15 protein-coding genes are annotated in these 14,802 nt (G+C 42.3%); all 15 read right to left on the reverse strand.

What is annotated here, in order from left to right; genetic code table 11:
* Positions 1-2 precede the first annotated feature (2 nt).
* The 15 genes from E2R65_RS07370 to E2R65_RS07440 all read right to left on the reverse strand — a co-directional run bounded on the left by E2R65_RS07370 (position 3) and on the right by E2R65_RS07440 (position 14,801).
* A complete protein-coding gene (locus tag E2R65_RS07370) occupies positions 3-1,025 on the reverse strand; it encodes an acyltransferase family protein (RefSeq protein ID WP_134335835.1) in 1,023 nt (340 codons plus the stop codon).
* Positions 1,025-2,245: a glycosyltransferase family protein gene (locus E2R65_RS07375; protein WP_134335836.1), complete on the reverse strand. Its 1,221-nt coding sequence runs from the start codon at positions 2,243-2,245 to the stop codon at positions 1,025-1,027. The genes E2R65_RS07370 and E2R65_RS07375 overlap by 1 nt, the downstream gene beginning before the upstream one ends.
* Positions 2,238-3,260, reverse strand: a complete 1,023-nt coding sequence (locus E2R65_RS07380) for a glycosyltransferase (protein WP_134335837.1) — start codon at positions 3,258-3,260, stop codon at positions 2,238-2,240. The genes E2R65_RS07375 and E2R65_RS07380 overlap by 8 nt, the downstream gene beginning before the upstream one ends.
* A complete protein-coding gene (locus E2R65_RS07385) occupies positions 3,257-4,255 on the reverse strand; it encodes a glycosyltransferase (protein WP_134335838.1) in 999 nt (332 codons plus the stop codon). Before E2R65_RS07385 ends, E2R65_RS07380 begins: the two co-directional genes overlap by 4 nt.
* 8 nt (positions 4,256-4,263) lie before the next feature.
* A complete protein-coding gene (locus E2R65_RS07390; protein ID WP_158285232.1) occupies positions 4,264-5,175 on the reverse strand; it encodes a glycosyltransferase family 2 protein in 912 nt (303 codons plus the stop codon).
* 2 nt (positions 5,176-5,177) lie between these two features.
* Positions 5,178-6,155 (reverse strand): hypothetical protein, encoded by a 978-nt coding sequence (locus tag E2R65_RS07395; RefSeq protein ID WP_134335840.1) that lies wholly within the window; start codon positions 6,153-6,155, stop codon positions 5,178-5,180.
* A gap of 46 nt (positions 6,156-6,201) precedes the next feature.
* Positions 6,202-7,281, reverse strand: a complete 1,080-nt coding sequence (locus tag E2R65_RS07400) for a glycosyltransferase family 61 protein (RefSeq protein WP_158285233.1) — start codon at positions 7,279-7,281, stop codon at positions 6,202-6,204.
* A gap of 62 nt (positions 7,282-7,343) precedes the next feature.
* A complete protein-coding gene (locus tag E2R65_RS07405) occupies positions 7,344-8,327 on the reverse strand; it encodes a glycosyltransferase family 2 protein (protein ID WP_134335842.1) in 984 nt (327 codons plus the stop codon).
* Positions 8,324-9,343, reverse strand: a complete 1,020-nt coding sequence (locus E2R65_RS07410; protein WP_134335843.1) for a glycosyltransferase family 10 domain-containing protein — start codon at positions 9,341-9,343, stop codon at positions 8,324-8,326. Before E2R65_RS07410 ends, E2R65_RS07405 begins: the two co-directional genes overlap by 4 nt.
* Positions 9,336-10,388, reverse strand: a complete 1,053-nt coding sequence (locus E2R65_RS07415) for an acyltransferase family protein (protein ID WP_158285234.1) — start codon at positions 10,386-10,388, stop codon at positions 9,336-9,338. The genes E2R65_RS07410 and E2R65_RS07415 overlap by 8 nt, the downstream gene beginning before the upstream one ends.
* Positions 10,385-11,275, reverse strand: a complete 891-nt coding sequence (locus tag E2R65_RS07420) for a glycosyltransferase (protein WP_134335845.1) — start codon at positions 11,273-11,275, stop codon at positions 10,385-10,387. The genes E2R65_RS07415 and E2R65_RS07420 overlap by 4 nt, the downstream gene beginning before the upstream one ends.
* Positions 11,272-12,282: a glycosyltransferase family 2 protein gene (locus E2R65_RS07425; RefSeq protein WP_134335846.1), complete on the reverse strand. Its 1,011-nt coding sequence runs from the start codon at positions 12,280-12,282 to the stop codon at positions 11,272-11,274. Before E2R65_RS07425 ends, E2R65_RS07420 begins: the two co-directional genes overlap by 4 nt.
* On the reverse strand, positions 12,276-13,031 hold the full coding sequence (locus tag E2R65_RS07430; RefSeq protein WP_134335847.1) for a class I SAM-dependent methyltransferase: 756 nt from the start codon (positions 13,029-13,031) through the stop codon (positions 12,276-12,278). The genes E2R65_RS07425 and E2R65_RS07430 overlap by 7 nt, the downstream gene beginning before the upstream one ends.
* Complete coding sequence (locus E2R65_RS07435) at positions 13,006-13,875, reverse strand: alpha-1,2-fucosyltransferase (RefSeq protein WP_134335848.1); 870 nt, start codon at positions 13,873-13,875, stop codon at positions 13,006-13,008. Before E2R65_RS07435 ends, E2R65_RS07430 begins: the two co-directional genes overlap by 26 nt.
* The gene (locus E2R65_RS07440; protein ID WP_134335849.1) at positions 13,875-14,801 is read right to left on the reverse strand and encodes a glycosyltransferase family 2 protein; all 927 of its coding nucleotides are present in this window, start codon (positions 14,799-14,801) and stop codon (positions 13,875-13,877) included. Before E2R65_RS07440 ends, E2R65_RS07435 begins: the two co-directional genes overlap by 1 nt.
* Between the last annotated feature and the right edge of the window lies 1 nt (position 14,802).

The following is a 14,802-nucleotide window of genomic DNA, read 5'->3' on the forward strand; positions in this document are numbered from 1 at the left end:
AATTATGCGGCGGTAAAATATCTGCGGTTGATGCTACGCGCCAACCGGTGTGCAGGCCGCTCTATCAGTAAATAAAACAGGTAAGCTGCCAAAATAGTTAAACCGATAAACAGCGGATAGGTAAAGCCATTGAATATGATCACCCGCTTTAACAATAAAAATATAATAGGATGGCAAAGGTATAAGGAGTAAGAAAATTTACCCATTTTCTCTAAACCCGATATTGGCTGTTGGCTTTTATAATAAACTATCTCGGTTTGTATCCACTTGTATAGCAATAGGGCAAATACATTCATGCTTAATATGTAACTTAAATGCAGGTGAAATTTAGCAAAGCAGCAAAAGCAGCTGATGGCAAATACCCCAAGCCTGTATAATATTACAGTACGTGTGTTTACCAATCGCGGTTCATCAATATGCTCGGCTATTAAAACACCCAGCAGCCAGCAGGGCAGGCCAACTATCCAGGTAAGATAATTGCCAAACTGCCAGTAATAGCCATGATAGTTGGTATTTGTTTGATGGATAAAAGCCCGCACATCCGAATAAGCGCCTATAGCTATAAATACTGCTGCCATAACCCAGGCTGCTGTAAATTTTGTTTTCCAACTGATTCTGATCTTTAAAAGAGCCGGATAAATGGCATAATAGATGAGTTCGCAAAACAAACTCCAGGTAACCGTTTGTTCGGGATGACCGAACCAGGCGCCTGCAATGATAATTATTACCAACGGGATCAGGATCCGTAAAAAGCGCCTTACCCAAAACTGCGGTACGTTGGCAATGCCTTTTTTAGATGGATAATGGATCACAAAACCTGATATAATAAAGAATGCGACCACAGCTGATGTACCATCAAACGCATTAGCTAAAAATACACCCGCCGTCTTTACCGGCAGCAACGCCGAACTTTTAAGTGCAACGGCATAAACATTATCAAAGTGCGATAGCATGACAACTAAAGCCAGTATAAACCGGATGCTGTCTACGCCGTAAAACCATTTTTGGGGCCGCTGTTGCTGCATTAATTTTTTGTGGATAAGGTGTTTTTTACAACGTCTAAAAACTTCAGGCTTTCCATTTCCCAGTTATATTGCTCATGGGCAAGCCTCAACGCTTCGGATTTACAGGCATCAAGCATGCTGCGGTTGGTATTAAAAGCGGTAAGTATAGTTGCCAGTTGTGCTGCATTACCTTTTGAATAACTGCGGCCAACGTGCGGATACTTGTTCATAAAATGTTGCTGTGCTGCTGTATCACTGGCAATAATAGCCAGCCCGGCCTGCATGTAGGTAAATAATTTATTACTTAAGGCCAGGTTGTTATTGATGCTGAAGCCAGGTTCTAATGCCAGCCCGATATCAAACTTTGCTGCAAAAAGGGATAACTCATCTGCAGGCATCGTATGATGGAATTTGATGTTGATCCCGCTGTTATTTAACCTGTCGGCAAAGGCTTCGTTACCCATTGTGCTGCCAAGCAGGTGAAGTTCATAATCGGCCGGATCTAACCTTTGCAGTGCGTCAACAATGTCATCTAACCCACGATTAGCCCCGATAGCCTGCGAAAACCAAAGTAGTTTTACAGGCTGATGATAATTTATTTTGATAGCCCTTACATCACCTTTGGGGAAAACATTCAGCAATACAACCGGCTTTAGTTTCGGGTAAATTTGCCGGTAGGCCTCGGCAATTTGTTCGCTGCTGGTAGTAAAATAGTTTGTTTGCGGCAGATATTTATCTTCTATATAGCCTTTTAGCCTTACATCCGGGTTGTTCAGATCATCGCTTATCTCGTGGCGGTGAAAGTCTTCTGCATCAAACCCGCAAAGGCTATTGTTGGCTTTTGCGGCCTGTACTACTGCGGGCAAGGCCCCTAAGTTATGGGCGATATAAAGATCAGCTTTATGCTTTTTAGCTTCTTTTAATAAAAAAAAGGTACTGCGTGATATCGCATATTCTGCAAACCTGTCTAACGATCTGTTGACTGCCAGCCTGCCCGCAAAGTTTATTAACCTGCTTAAAAAGTAAGTTGTTTTAGCATCAACGGGCGCCCCTGCAACGCGTACTGCCTGCCATTTTTTTGCAGGTAATAATTGCTCGTCATGTTTGGTTCCCCAATCGTTCCAATAAGCGTAAATAACGGTTACCTTATAACCTGCGTTGCTTAAAGCATCCGCTTCTTTTACCAGCCTCGGGTTTAAGGTGGGCTGGCCGGATGATACCAAAACCACTTTTTTAGCCATTAAACAAACTGAGATATTGTTTAGCTATGATATCCACATCAAAGCGTTGCTTTGCGCTTTCGCGGCACTGCTTTCTGTCGATAGCGCTTATTACAGCCAGTTTTGCTGCCATTGCTGAGGCATCTTTCACTACAAAACCATTTATACCCTCCTGCACAACCTCGGGCACCGAGCCACGCTTAAAGGCTATAACCGGGGTGCCGCAAGCCATAGCTTCTATCATCACCATCCCGAAGGGTTCATCCCATTCTATCGGGAAAAGGAGGGCTTTGGCCTGCTGTAAATAAGTGTTTTTTTCCCTGTCGTTAAGGGCACCAACATACGTAATCCGGTCGTTATCTATCAGCGGTTCTATCTCGGTTTTGTAGTAGTGCAGGTTATCCGGCGTGGTGGGTATGTTGCCGGCCAGGATCAGTTTATGATGGGTTGCTTTGGCCACCTTAATGGCTGTATGGGCACCCTTTATTTTATCCAGGCGGCCTAAAAACATCAGCGGGGCATCCTCTGCAATATGTTGATTAAGCTGATATTTAGAAAAATCAATGGTGTTATAAACCGTTTCCCAATGCCCGGCCACATTACCTGTGGATACGCAGTAATCGCTACATGCACTGAATATCAGGTTTTTATGTGGTAATTTAACAAGCAGCCTAATGCCTTTTGTAGATACCGGCCTGCCGTAGGTCATTATTTTTTTTACCGGGCTGTTTAATACCGGCAACAGGTATATCAGCCTGCCAAAGTTATGTACCAGATCGAAATTATGGAGGTTGCGGTAAAGGTATTGCCAGGCAAATATTACCTCTTTATTTTTTTGTAATACGCTACGGTTAAGATTGTTGACCCCAAAGGCCACTGTTGTGCCGCTGCAGTGCGAATCTGGCCCGGCAAGCAGGGTTACCTGGTGGCCAAGCTTTTGGTATTCTTCAGCAAAAAGGTAAACGAGGCGTTCGTGGCCGCCGTAAGCTTCGGGTGGTACAGGTATCCCCGGATCCATGATCAATAGTATCCTCATTCCGTGTCCAGCTCCTTTTGTACCTGTTGATATAGGTCGAGATATTTTTGGGCGCAGATTTCCAAAGTCAGGTTTTCCCTGATGAAATCACGCGGACAAAAACGCCCTAAATCACTTTTAAAACGCCCTAAAACGTCTTCGAAATCACCCGCGCCGGTAAATTTTAAACCACAGCGTTCATCCCAGTAAGGCACCGAACTTACCGGCTGATATTTTACCCGGTGAGGATAATAATTGGGGTCTTGCCAGTAGCCGCCCCTGTCCCATGCCAATACCGGGGTATTGGTGGCCAGCATTTGCTGATAGGCCAGTCCCTGCGTTTCATTTTCTGATAAAAAAACAACTGCATTTACCCGGCTTAATTTTTGTTTAAGTTCGGCGTGTGTATATTGCCCATATTTAATATATAAGTAAGATAGATCATGCCGGTTAAATACTTTTAATATTGTTTCAAGTACATCCCCGGTATGTGCTTTACGTGCTATATTTATTTTATCATATATTAAAAAATCGGTGTCCTTTATATTATTAAAGGGTGCCCAATCTTCCATGCTGATCCCTACTGGCCATGCCTCTACTTTATTACCATAAAAAGGTTCGCACATTTTTTTCATCCATGGCCCAGGTACTAACAACCTCTGTATGTTAGGATGCTTTTCAAACAAGTTAGGGTAATCAACAGGGTGCGAATACACACCTGCACCAAAAATGATAGGATTGCGCCATTGCTTTTGATCTATTAAATGCGGTTTCCCAATAATGCAGGCTATCTCTTCAGGATGGTTTTTTATATACCGGTAATTATTCAAGCGGTAGGGAATGCCAATTTTATCTAACCCGAGCATAAGATTTAAAGCAACCATCATTACGCCGCCGGGCCTTTGCCTGCCCCGTACCAAATACCTAATGAGCCGGCGCGGGTAACGGTCAAACTTAATCCACCTGTCAGAGTCCGGTTCGGCGTAAAAAATGTTTAAGGGTTTACTATAGCGCATATGTTAAATTACCGTCTTAATTTTAACAATTTTTCGGACATTGTAAAACCAAAATGTTTATATAGACGTGCTATTCCCAGGTTTTCGGTAGGCTTAAAATTAGGGTTCAATTCGTAAACCCAATCATATACTTCACGCCCATCTGCCAAATGTGTTTTGGCAATCCAATGGGATAGATGCCATAATGTGTTACAAACTGCATTTTTATAGCGTTGCGTTAATATACCTTTTGTAGATAACCGGGCTATGCTTCTTTTATAAATAGTTAGTTGCGCCAGGTGATTTGCAGATATCTGTAAACCGGTGGCATTTTGTAGCCTTTGCTTTTGATGCACACGATGGGCCAGCGTGGGCATTGGTATAAAATCTGTTTTTGGTTGGTTTAGAGCGGCTTCTATTACAAATTGCCTATCGTCTAACGCGCCAAATTCCTGGCGGTGAGGTATTGCTTGTATAAATTCTTTTTTAAAAAGATAAGCACTATAATGTGATGACTCGCATTCACCAAGCTGCTGCGCCAGGAAATCGTCGCATATTGTCCAGCTAATCTCTTTAATAAATTGCTCTTGTTCATCAAATAACTGGTAACCCGCGCAAGCAATATCAAGCTGATTTTTTTCTGACAAAGTAAATAAGGAAAGAGAGGATCCCGGTAGTAACCAGTCGTCAGAATCCAGGAAACGAATGTATTTGCCTTTTGCAATGGAAAATCCTTTATTTACGGCCCAATCTTTACCCATATTATCCTGCCGGAGCGCAACGATGTTTTGCTGTTTGGCCAACCAATTCCAGGTGCCATCGGTACTGCCGTCGTCAATCACAATCACCTCAATATTCAAAGCGGTTTCGTGGCAGCTGCTTATTGCTTTTGGCAAGCTCCACAAACGATTGTAACTTGGTATAATGATGCTAATGTCCAAAATTATTCGATGATTCTTTCGGAAGGTTTAATGCTGCGCGTGCCAATAACCACACGATACACGGGCCTAAACATATCTTTAATTAAATTACCTATAGTGGTTGGTAAAGTTACCTTTAAATAACTTAGTAATGTGGCCCATGATTGGGTGTAACGATCTTCTGAGATATATTTCAATTTTTTAACTTCGGCCGTATATGGCAATAGTTGATTGTAATGCCCCAAAAAGTGCACAATAAGCGGCTTTGCTATGGTTAAGTGCCAGTTTTTTTGATAAAGAGGATGTTTGGAATCGTTATATAATTCGGCTGTGCCTTTTAGTATATCAGATTTAATGCCTGATTTGAAATTTACAAATTCAGCCAGTATAAGCCCGTCATCTTCTATTGGGTACTGTGCGTGCAGCTGCATAGCCAGGGCCATCAAAACTTCATCGTTGGGGCGGCCGCGCAGGCGTACAAAGCCTATCTCGTCATAGCGTGCTTCTAACTCACGGGCTTTTGCATATACTTTTGCTGCCTCGGGGCCGTTTTCCAGGTAATAGATGCCACCGTTAAATTTAGGTAATTGCGGTATATGGAATTGCCTGCAAACTGCTGCAATATCACCAAACCATTCTCCGTCAGCAGCGTAGTTACCCACAACAGATACCTGATGCCCGTTAAACTGCTCAAAAACGGGTAGTAAGCTGCCATACACCAGGCAGTCGCTATCAATAAACAAAGTTTTGCCAGCCGGGGCAATTTTATCTAAATGCAGCTTGGGCGAAAAGCCTTTACCTAATTCATTTGGCTGTAAGTTTATCACTTCGATATATGAGCTTACATCTGCCGGTAGGTATTGCGGCAGATCTGTAGCCAGGTAAAAGCGAATGCCGCTATCTTTATTCCACAAAATAAAAGAGCGAACCAGGTTTGCAGCCATATCAACGTACAGCTTTTTGCCGGTGGCAATTGTAATGATGTTAAGCGGCTGGTTCAATAAATGCTGTTGTTTTAGGATTGCGTTGTTGTAATAAATTTTTTTATCAGGCGCTAATTTGCTGCAATTTACGGGTAAGTAAGGCTTCGTCTACCCAAATATCACCCCAGGCTGCATGATCGGGCTTTGTGCCCTGCAGGTATTGGTAGTTTAAAGCAAGCATTCGCGCCAGGGTAAAATAGCAATCTGTCCTGAAATAATCGGGCGAGAATATTTCTATGACAGCGGTACCGGTTTTGGCGAACATTAAATTGGCCAGCGCTGCGCCGTGCGCACCAATAATTACCGTTGCCTGCTGCACAATAGCAATCTGGCCGGCTATACTTAAAGCATCAGGATTAATGATCTCAAAGCCTTGTGATCTCAGCATTATGATAACCTCATCTTCGTTAATAATCTTACGGCCAGCGCTGTCACCGCGTTTAAAATAAATCTTTTTGGCGGCAGATGTCGAGGTTTCTTTTATTAATACTGATCGTACATAATCTATCGCCCACTGGGGCGAACGGCCTTCGCTACCGGGTAGTGAGCCGATAAACAAACTTTCGAAATGGAATTTTTGAGTGTCGTTAATTAAAAGTAACTGATCTGTCGGGATGCCAAATTGGGGCAGGATCTCTAAAAACTTTTGCGGTACAGCAGCCGAAACACAAAAATGATTGATCTGGCCGGCCACCGATTGGTAGAGTTTGATCCGCGGCAATACATCAAACAACCAGTGGTAATAGTTATGGCTTTGCGGCGATACCAAAACAGCCCCGATCCCGGCTTTGTGGTTAACCCTGGCCGAGTAGGTAAAAAATGGGCGCTTAAACAAAAATTTTGATAAGGTGCTGATGCCAAAGTGATGTGTAAATTCTTTAAAAAGCGCATGGTGTTTGTTTAGTACCAGGCCCATCTGTTTATACAGATAGCAATCTTTTAAATTATACAAATAGGCAGGTGCCGTTTGGTAAAAGGTATTGGCGTTAAATTGTTTGGCGTCCAGCTCCTGATCCAACAACGGTAATTGATGCGTTTGATGTTCGGCGGGTTGTAAAAACTTATAAGAATGTTTACGCACGCCTGCATAAATGCCGCTTTTGGTATTTTCACGGTCTATCCACCTGGCGCAAGAGCTTATCATACCCGCGGGATAGATAAAAGGAAACTGCCTGATAAAGTTTTTTATTCCGGACCTGATACGCATCACTTTTTTAATGATTGTTTGTAGTAAGCTATGCGCCTTGCTATTTTCCAGCCGGCATATTTGGTAAGCAGGTGCCCGGCGGGGCCGCCCACGTATTTGGGGCCATTGTAGCCAAGTTGCTTTGCTTTATTGATGCAGTATTGATACAGCGTTTTAAATTGCGGATAGGCCAATACCCCCATCCACCAGTAATGCCGGGCAAAAATGGGTTTAATAAGCGAATTACCTGTTTTTGCATCCAGGTAGCCAAATTTCAGATCGGTTGCGGCTATGGCACTTTCCAGGCTTTTTTGGTTTTTTTGTGCCGATAAAGAGCGGTTATGATCGAATTTGCGATAATAAACAAGCCCTGCAGGGCTAAATTTTATCCCTGCAGCAAGCAAAGCTACGCGGCAAAAAAACTCGCCGTCGTCATCCAGGCTTAATTGCTCATTCCATCCACCGGCTTTGTCAATTAAATTTTTTGGCGTGAGCCACGCATGCAAGGCTATCATCCCGCCATAACCGGGCAATACCTCATTACCGGCATAAAGCTTCAGCATAAAATCAACAGGGTCGTCAGATCCTTCGGCAAACCATTCGGTTGTTAATTGGATATTTTTATACGCATCGCCATCTTTAAAATGGATGGTGCTGCAAACCGCTAAATGTTCGGTACGGTTATTTAATACAGCCATTTGCGCCGAGATCTTATCTGGCGACAGCAGATCGTCGGCGTCTAAAAACTGAATGTATTGCCCTGTGGCATGTTTTAAACCATGGTTGCGGGCAGCGGCTGCACCTTTATTGGGCTGCGAAAGCACAGTGATCATCCCGTTATCAAAAGACCGCGCAACAGCTAACGACCCGTCTGTCGACCCATCATCAACCACAATGATCTGCTTACTGGGCCACGTTTGGTTAAGCGCCGATTGAATTGCCGGGGCTAAATAGCCCTCTGCATTGTAAACGGGTATAATGATAGAAACTAAAGGGATAGTCAACGTTTGCTTTCAAAAATTTCCACCCACCGGCTTTTCAGCAGCGTGTTTAAGGGCGGTTGGTTATTTATTAGCCAGGGTTGCTTAAGCATATCCGTGTATAGTTGCGGGTTGCTGTCTAACGCTATAATGCGGTTAATAAGCGGGGTAAAGTTGATGCTTTTAAACAGCAGCTGCATTTTTACACCGCGGCCCCAGGCTTTAAGTTTGCGCTGTAACCTGTTTAAGGGGCTTTTATAAAAGGCGGGCCGCAGGTCAACAAAGTTGGGCTGGCTTACATTTTCCAGCCAGTGCAGCAGTTTTTTATTTTTAATGCTGATGTAATCTGCCGCGTTGATAAAGCTTGCGGTATTAAATATTTTACCAATGTGCGGGTCGCCAAAGTAAATGGGGATGCTGTTGGTAAACATAGCATCGTACAGTTTTTCGGTTTGGTAGCCGGGGTAAACATAGTTTTCAAAAGCGATGGTAAATTTATAACCCTGCAAAAATTGCCTTTTACGCTCCCAGATATCGCCGGTGTACTGCTCATCAATACCGGCCATGTTTTTCATCGATCTGCCCGGTGCATCAACCTTTTTATAGCTTGATAACTGCCTGAAAAACTCCTCGCGGTAAGCTACCCGGTGCGAATACAAAAAATTGCAGAAATGCGTTTTACCGGCGGCGCCTTTTTCGGCATCAAAGTTAGGTGGTTTTACCAGCTGCTGCGGATCGGTGCCATGCCATTGGATCCTTTTGTAGCGGCTATGGCCAATATTATCTTCAGCGGGGATGCCGAACGCCCAATCGCAAATAGCCATATCCGGTTTCACATTCTCGCAAAAGTAGCCTATGCGCGTATAATTACCTTTCTGAGGAATATCGTTACCATAAGGGCCAAAGATGATAAAATCAGGCTCGGCCGATTCTTCAAAATCATACAATCCGGATACGCCGTTAACATCAAAAACCTCTTTTTTAAAGGTTTGCAGCTGTAAGCCGTTTTTAAACTGAAGTTTGATAACCGGTTTAGCCATGTTGTTTTGCTGCCTGCAATTGTTTAGCTGCAAACAGTTGTTTTAACTTTAAAAAGGGTTTTTCCCATAAATAATAGGAGGCAAGCCCGGCAAAATAGATCAACAAAATGTTTGGGGGTGAATGCCGCCAGGCAAAATCTATCTGGCCTACAAAAAAAAATTGCTGCCAGATATAAATACTGTAAGACAACACGCCGATATGGACCATCACCCGGCTGTTAAGCAGCCTGTAAACCAGGTTACCGCCGGGCCTGATGTAGCTTAAAATAAGGTACAATATAGCTGCAGCTATAAAAAAGCCGCTAAAGGGCAGCGATATAATGGCCAGTTTACCGTAACCGGATAAGTAAATGAACAGTACGAATACCCCCAGGGCTGCAAACTGAAGCGGGTAGGAGTTAAACATTTTACGGTTTAAGATGCCGGGGTTTTCAAAGTAAAGCAGGCCGCCCGCCGCCCCGATCAGGATAGCATCGGCATAATTAAAGAAAGGGGATAGGGTGATGTTGCTATACGCCGGGAATTTAAAATCAATGATGTGTGCTGCGCATGAATAAACGATGGATAGCAGCAGGAATGGCTTAATATATTTTCTGCAAAAAACCATTACTAGCGGCCATAGCAGATAAAATTGTTCTTCGACAGAGAGCGACCAGTAATGCCCCAGGAACCAGTTTCTGCCTTTATCGAAATTTACGGTGAAGGTAAAAACGTGTACCAAATTGCTTTTGGTGAGGTTAAGTGGTTCGAAATTTTGCCAGACCAGGATAAAGCATGTGTACAGAAAAAATACAGGAAGGATCCTGATGGCGCGCCTGATGTAAAAAGCACCTAAATTGATAAACCCGTTTTTTTGTTCTTCGTTTAATAACAAAGTAGTGATCAAAAAGCCGCTGATCACAAAAAATACATTCACCCCGATGCCGCCGTGCCTGGCAACATCTGCCCAGCCGGCCGGAAACCCGGATGAGTACCGGGAATGGCTAAACAACACTAATAATATCGCTATCGCCCTAAATCCGTCTAAAGAAGGTATGCGTTTCAACTGCCGGGTATGAATGTAAAAGATGCCTGGTTGTTAAGGCTGTTAATGTATTGGTAGTAGTAGCTGTATATCAATTGGATATCGGCATTGATGGGGCTATTGCTGTTGGGGCCGGTTTGGTTTGCCCTGTAAATGGCCTTGCCTGCCATAATTTTAAGTTTAGACCAATTGCTTATCGCTGCACTATCACCGGCATAATCATAAAACTGCTGTGCTTTTTTACCTTGTTGGGTTATCAGGCTGTTGTTTTTTTGCGAGGTGATGGTTTGCGGATGCGCAACACTAAGCGCGTTGTAGCCGGTGTAATAAGCAATATTGGCCTTTAAATAACTGATGCGCAAGGCATATTCCCAATCCATCATGATATAGGATGTGTTATACAGCCCGATGTATGCCAACGAACTGCGCCTAACCAGCATGTGTACATCGCCAAAGGTAAAAGATGGTGTTAAGCCTTCTGCCCACTGCTTAAACTGCGGCAACCGCGAGTAATGATCAACCTGTTGATAATTAGATAACGAGCTACCCAGATCGTTTGATATCACCACATCAACCTGTGGGTTATTAAGCATATAAGTTTTGCATTGGCGTATGGCGGCGTAACAAAAAACATCATCGTCAATTATCTTTTTTATCAGGGTGCCTTTTGCCAGCAGCATGGCTTTGTTCCACCCGTGCGCCTGGTTTTTATCCGGTTCAGAAATAAACCGGTGGATCTTGCCGGTATCAAAAAGCTCCTGAAGATAGGCAACAGTATCATCGGTACTCGCCCCGTCAACCACTACAATTTCCTCGTCGGGCTGCAGGCCTGCCATTAAATTTTCTAAAGTGATCTTTAAAAATGGCAGGCGGTTGCGGGTGGCAATGATGTAGGAGAGGGTGATCACTTTAAATTATTTTTTAATTCAATAATCTGGCGGTATATAGCTATGGTTTTAAAATTAGATGCCATATAAACTAAGGCAATGTGCTTCCACATCAGGTGACGAATCTCCTCAATGGCCCCTTCTTTTTTTTTGTAAGCTGCAAAGTGCTTTGGCCAGTACTTAAAAAATATACCCCAGTAATATATCGTTTTTTTTAGCCAATAAAAAGGCGGCAATTTTGCAGGCAGATTATTTAATGCCAGTTCATACAAATTGATAACCATGTAGCTTTTAGCCAGGCCAATATGCAGTTTCTTTAAATAGGGCCAGGTAAGGCGTTGCGGCACCAAAAAATGTTTAAACGTTAATTCAGGTGAATACAGTATTTGATAGCCGGCAAGCCTTGCCCTCAGGCATATTTCGGTATCGCCGCCCGAGGTAAGCTGCTTTTGCTTACGGTCGGCCAGTAACATGGGGCACATGCCCGCTAATTGCTTTAATACCGATTTACGCACAGCCATCCCCGCACCATAAACACTGCTTACCACACCTTCATTGGCGGCTAATGCCCCCGTAGCATAGCTTTGGTAAAAAGCTTTAAACCAGGTGGGTTGTACGAAGCCCTTAGCAAAATCGGCCGTGCCGTTACCGCCCAAAACGGCTGCATTGGCATGAGTGTTAAAAAGCTTTACCACGTTGCTTAAATAATATTCATCAAGCCGGTTATCGTCATCACAAAAAACAAGGTACTCATATTTAGCTTCGTTAATACCCCTTTGCCGCGCGTTGGCCAAACCAGGGGTTGGTTCAAATATCACATTCAGGTTAATATTGCCCTGATTATTTTTATACCATATTTCTTTTGCTTTTTGCTGTGTACCATCGGTTGATGCATTATCTACTATTATAACCTCATAGTTTACATCCTCATCCGTTTTTTGTGTTATAATGTGCAACAGGGTTTGTTCTAAAAGCAAAGAACTATTGTAACAACAAATAATAACTGAAACCCCCGGTTTATTTACCATTTAAAAATAGAACGTAAAAAAGTTTTTAGTCCGTTTTTTAATGTAGGATGCCATATCTGAGTTTTGATCAAATCATTAAGCTCGTTTATTTTTTCATTTTTTTGATCAAATAGCCTTGGATGGATAACAGATTGAATATTTTTTACAATTGGTAAGCCCAGCGAATCTAATACTGCTTTGGTGCCGAATAAAAGCATATTTTGACGATACCACCAATCTACATTCTCATTATCCCAAAATTCTTCTTTAATAAGTACAGAAGGGAAAAAGCCTTTACTTTTAAATAAAGTTTGCCAATAATCCGGCCACTGTTCATTAAGGTGGTTTTGGCCATCCTGCCCGGGTATAGCCGCAGAAAATAAGATAAGATCGCTATGTGTAGTTAATGAGTTTATTAATGTGTTTGCAGCATGAGGTGGTAAATGCTCGGCTACTTCTAAACATATAACCAGATCATATTTTTGATTTAAACTTAAAGCTTCAGTTAAATCCTGATGTAAATAATCCTTTGCCGGTATTTTAAGTTCATCGCTCTGTAGTTTGGCTCCATCAATTCCTTTTATGTTTTTTACACCTAATTCGGCGGCAACATATAACCATGTACCGGTACCACAACCTACATCTAAAATGCTATTGATTGTAGTTAGTTGTAATAAATAGGGCAATACCTGGCGAGCCGAATTAAAATTATGAATAGCAGGATAATGCTTATACATAGCAGTATCAATAGGCAATTTGTTTCCAATCATCTGGATAAATATTAGGCGGAAAATCTTTTTTTAAATGATAACCAAGATAATATTGGGGACAATACACTGTTTTATTCTTATTACTATTCAACCATGCGCCCCACCAGCTAAAAGTACTGTTAGATATTATGCACACATCGGCATTCATCATGTGTTGAAAATCTAAGATCTCTGTATCGGCAGAAATTGTTTTGTTTGTTAAAAAACGGAAGTTATGGGTAACAAAAGGTACGTCGTCTGTTATAAAAACAAAGTGTGTATTCTCGTCATTTAAATTTGAAATAGCATTTTGATAATAGCCAAGCGGTAAGGTAAGATCCGCGTTCCCTAAATTTAAATGCTGTAAATTTTGATAATCTGTTCTGCGCACATGTATCGTTACAATACGGTTGTTTTGGTATAAATGGTTGTATTTTAAATGGAAAGCATTTTTATGCTCAGGCTTTAAGGTGAACCATTGGTGTATTTGGGGTTCAAAATTTTTAAAGAATATTTCTGATTGAAAATAGCCGCTATAGATACAATTATCTATTAGAGCTACATCGTTAAAAGAATCGCTTATCGTAAACTGGTTTATGGTTAGGCGATGAAATTGAGCCAATCTTTTATAGTACAGCCTGCGCAGGTGAAAGTTAAAAATGTTTTTAAAGCTTTTTATCGAGAAAACTTTTGCTACTAATGGCCCTGGTAATTGCATATTAGTATCGAAATATTTGTCGACACTGGAAGAAGTAGTGTATTGATCTATGTAGTAAGATGTATTTAACCTTTTGGCAGCCGAATAAATAAAGGCATATTGAAATAGCTGATTACCGAGGCGTCCTTCTAATCTAACGGCTATCATTACTGCTTATAGGTTTTTTTAATTTTGTTGATAGCCCGGGCAGCAAGTGTGGCTTTTGGGTAAAGATACTTATTAAGCTTTATATGAAGGGCGGCGTAAAAGTTATCTTTTGCACCTTTACTTACCAGCTTAAGGGGTTTTTTTTTTAGTGTGTAAAACCATTTATAACGCCCTTTGCCAAGCATGTAGTTCAAAAACTTTTCATCTATCAGATCAAAAAATGGGAAAAGGGCATAAGTGGCTTTTACCGATGATGACCACAGGCTTAATTCGGCATCGCGCATCCAGTAGGAAGTATCATGATTTAGCCGGTGGTAGTAGTAAGTATCTTTAAGTACAACTATTTTAGCCCCGCTGATAGCCTGCCTTAACCCAAACGTCCAGGTATCCAGCGCGCCCGCACCTTCGGCGTATCCTTTGGCATTTATCCAGCTTTGTTTGGTAAACAAATAATTACCATGCTGGCCGGGTGCATTTTCACCCTTTAGATAACGGGTTATATCATATTGGCCGGCCGGTAATTCCCACACATAGGCAGGGGCAAGTTTATCTGTAGTAAAAAAGTGCTGATACTGAAACGAGGCCACATCGGCTTGTTGATCAGTTAAATATTTTTTTAAAGCATCGATGCTTTTGGGTACAAGCACATTGTCCGCATCCAGGCAAAACAGCAGATCGTGCTCTGCGTTTTCAACTGCGGTGTTACGGGCGGCGGCACCGCCTTTATTATGCTTATGGGTTATGATTTTAACAACAGGGTTGTTTTTGCTTATATGGGCGAGTATGGCAGCGGTATCATCTGTAGAGCAATCGTTAACAATTACCAGTTCGTCGCCGGCAACGGCATTATCCATAACCGATTTTACCGCCTCTGTGATGGTTTGGGCGCAATTATATGCAGGTATAAAAAAAGTAATATTCATCATA

It is taken from the genome of Mucilaginibacter phyllosphaerae, from assembly GCF_004378255.1.
In the GTDB taxonomy this organism is placed as follows: Bacteria; Bacteroidota; Bacteroidia; order Sphingobacteriales; family Sphingobacteriaceae; genus Mucilaginibacter; species Mucilaginibacter phyllosphaerae.

What these genes read in the sequence shown, in the direction of transcription:
- E2R65_RS07370 (WP_134335835.1), bottom strand. Translation starts at nt 1,025, where the DNA reads ATGCAGCAACAGCGGCCCCAAAAATGGTTTTACGGCGTAGACAGCATC.
- E2R65_RS07375 (WP_134335836.1), bottom strand. Translation starts at nt 2,245, where the DNA reads ATGGCTAAAAAAGTGGTTTTGGTATCATCCGGCCAGCCCACCTTAAAC.
- E2R65_RS07380 (WP_134335837.1), bottom strand. Translation starts at nt 3,260, where the DNA reads ATGAGGATACTATTGATCATGGATCCGGGGATACCTGTACCACCCGAA.
- E2R65_RS07385 (WP_134335838.1), bottom strand. Translation starts at nt 4,255, where the DNA reads ATGCGCTATAGTAAACCCTTAAACATTTTTTACGCCGAACCGGACTCT.
- E2R65_RS07400 (WP_158285233.1), bottom strand. Translation starts at nt 7,281, where the DNA reads ATGATAAGCTCTTGCGCCAGGTGGATAGACCGTGAAAATACCAAAAGC.
- E2R65_RS07410 (WP_134335843.1), bottom strand. Translation starts at nt 9,343, where the DNA reads ATGGCTAAACCGGTTATCAAACTTCAGTTTAAAAACGGCTTACAGCTG.
- E2R65_RS07425 (WP_134335846.1), bottom strand. Translation starts at nt 12,282, where the DNA reads ATGGTAAATAAACCGGGGGTTTCAGTTATTATTTGTTGTTACAATAGT.
- E2R65_RS07430 (WP_134335847.1), bottom strand. Translation starts at nt 13,031, where the DNA reads ATGATTGGAAACAAATTGCCTATTGATACTGCTATGTATAAGCATTAT.
- E2R65_RS07435 (WP_134335848.1), bottom strand. Translation starts at nt 13,875, where the DNA reads ATGATAGCCGTTAGATTAGAAGGACGCCTCGGTAATCAGCTATTTCAA.
- E2R65_RS07440 (WP_134335849.1), bottom strand. Translation starts at nt 14,801, where the DNA reads ATGATGAATATTACTTTTTTTATACCTGCATATAATTGCGCCCAAACC.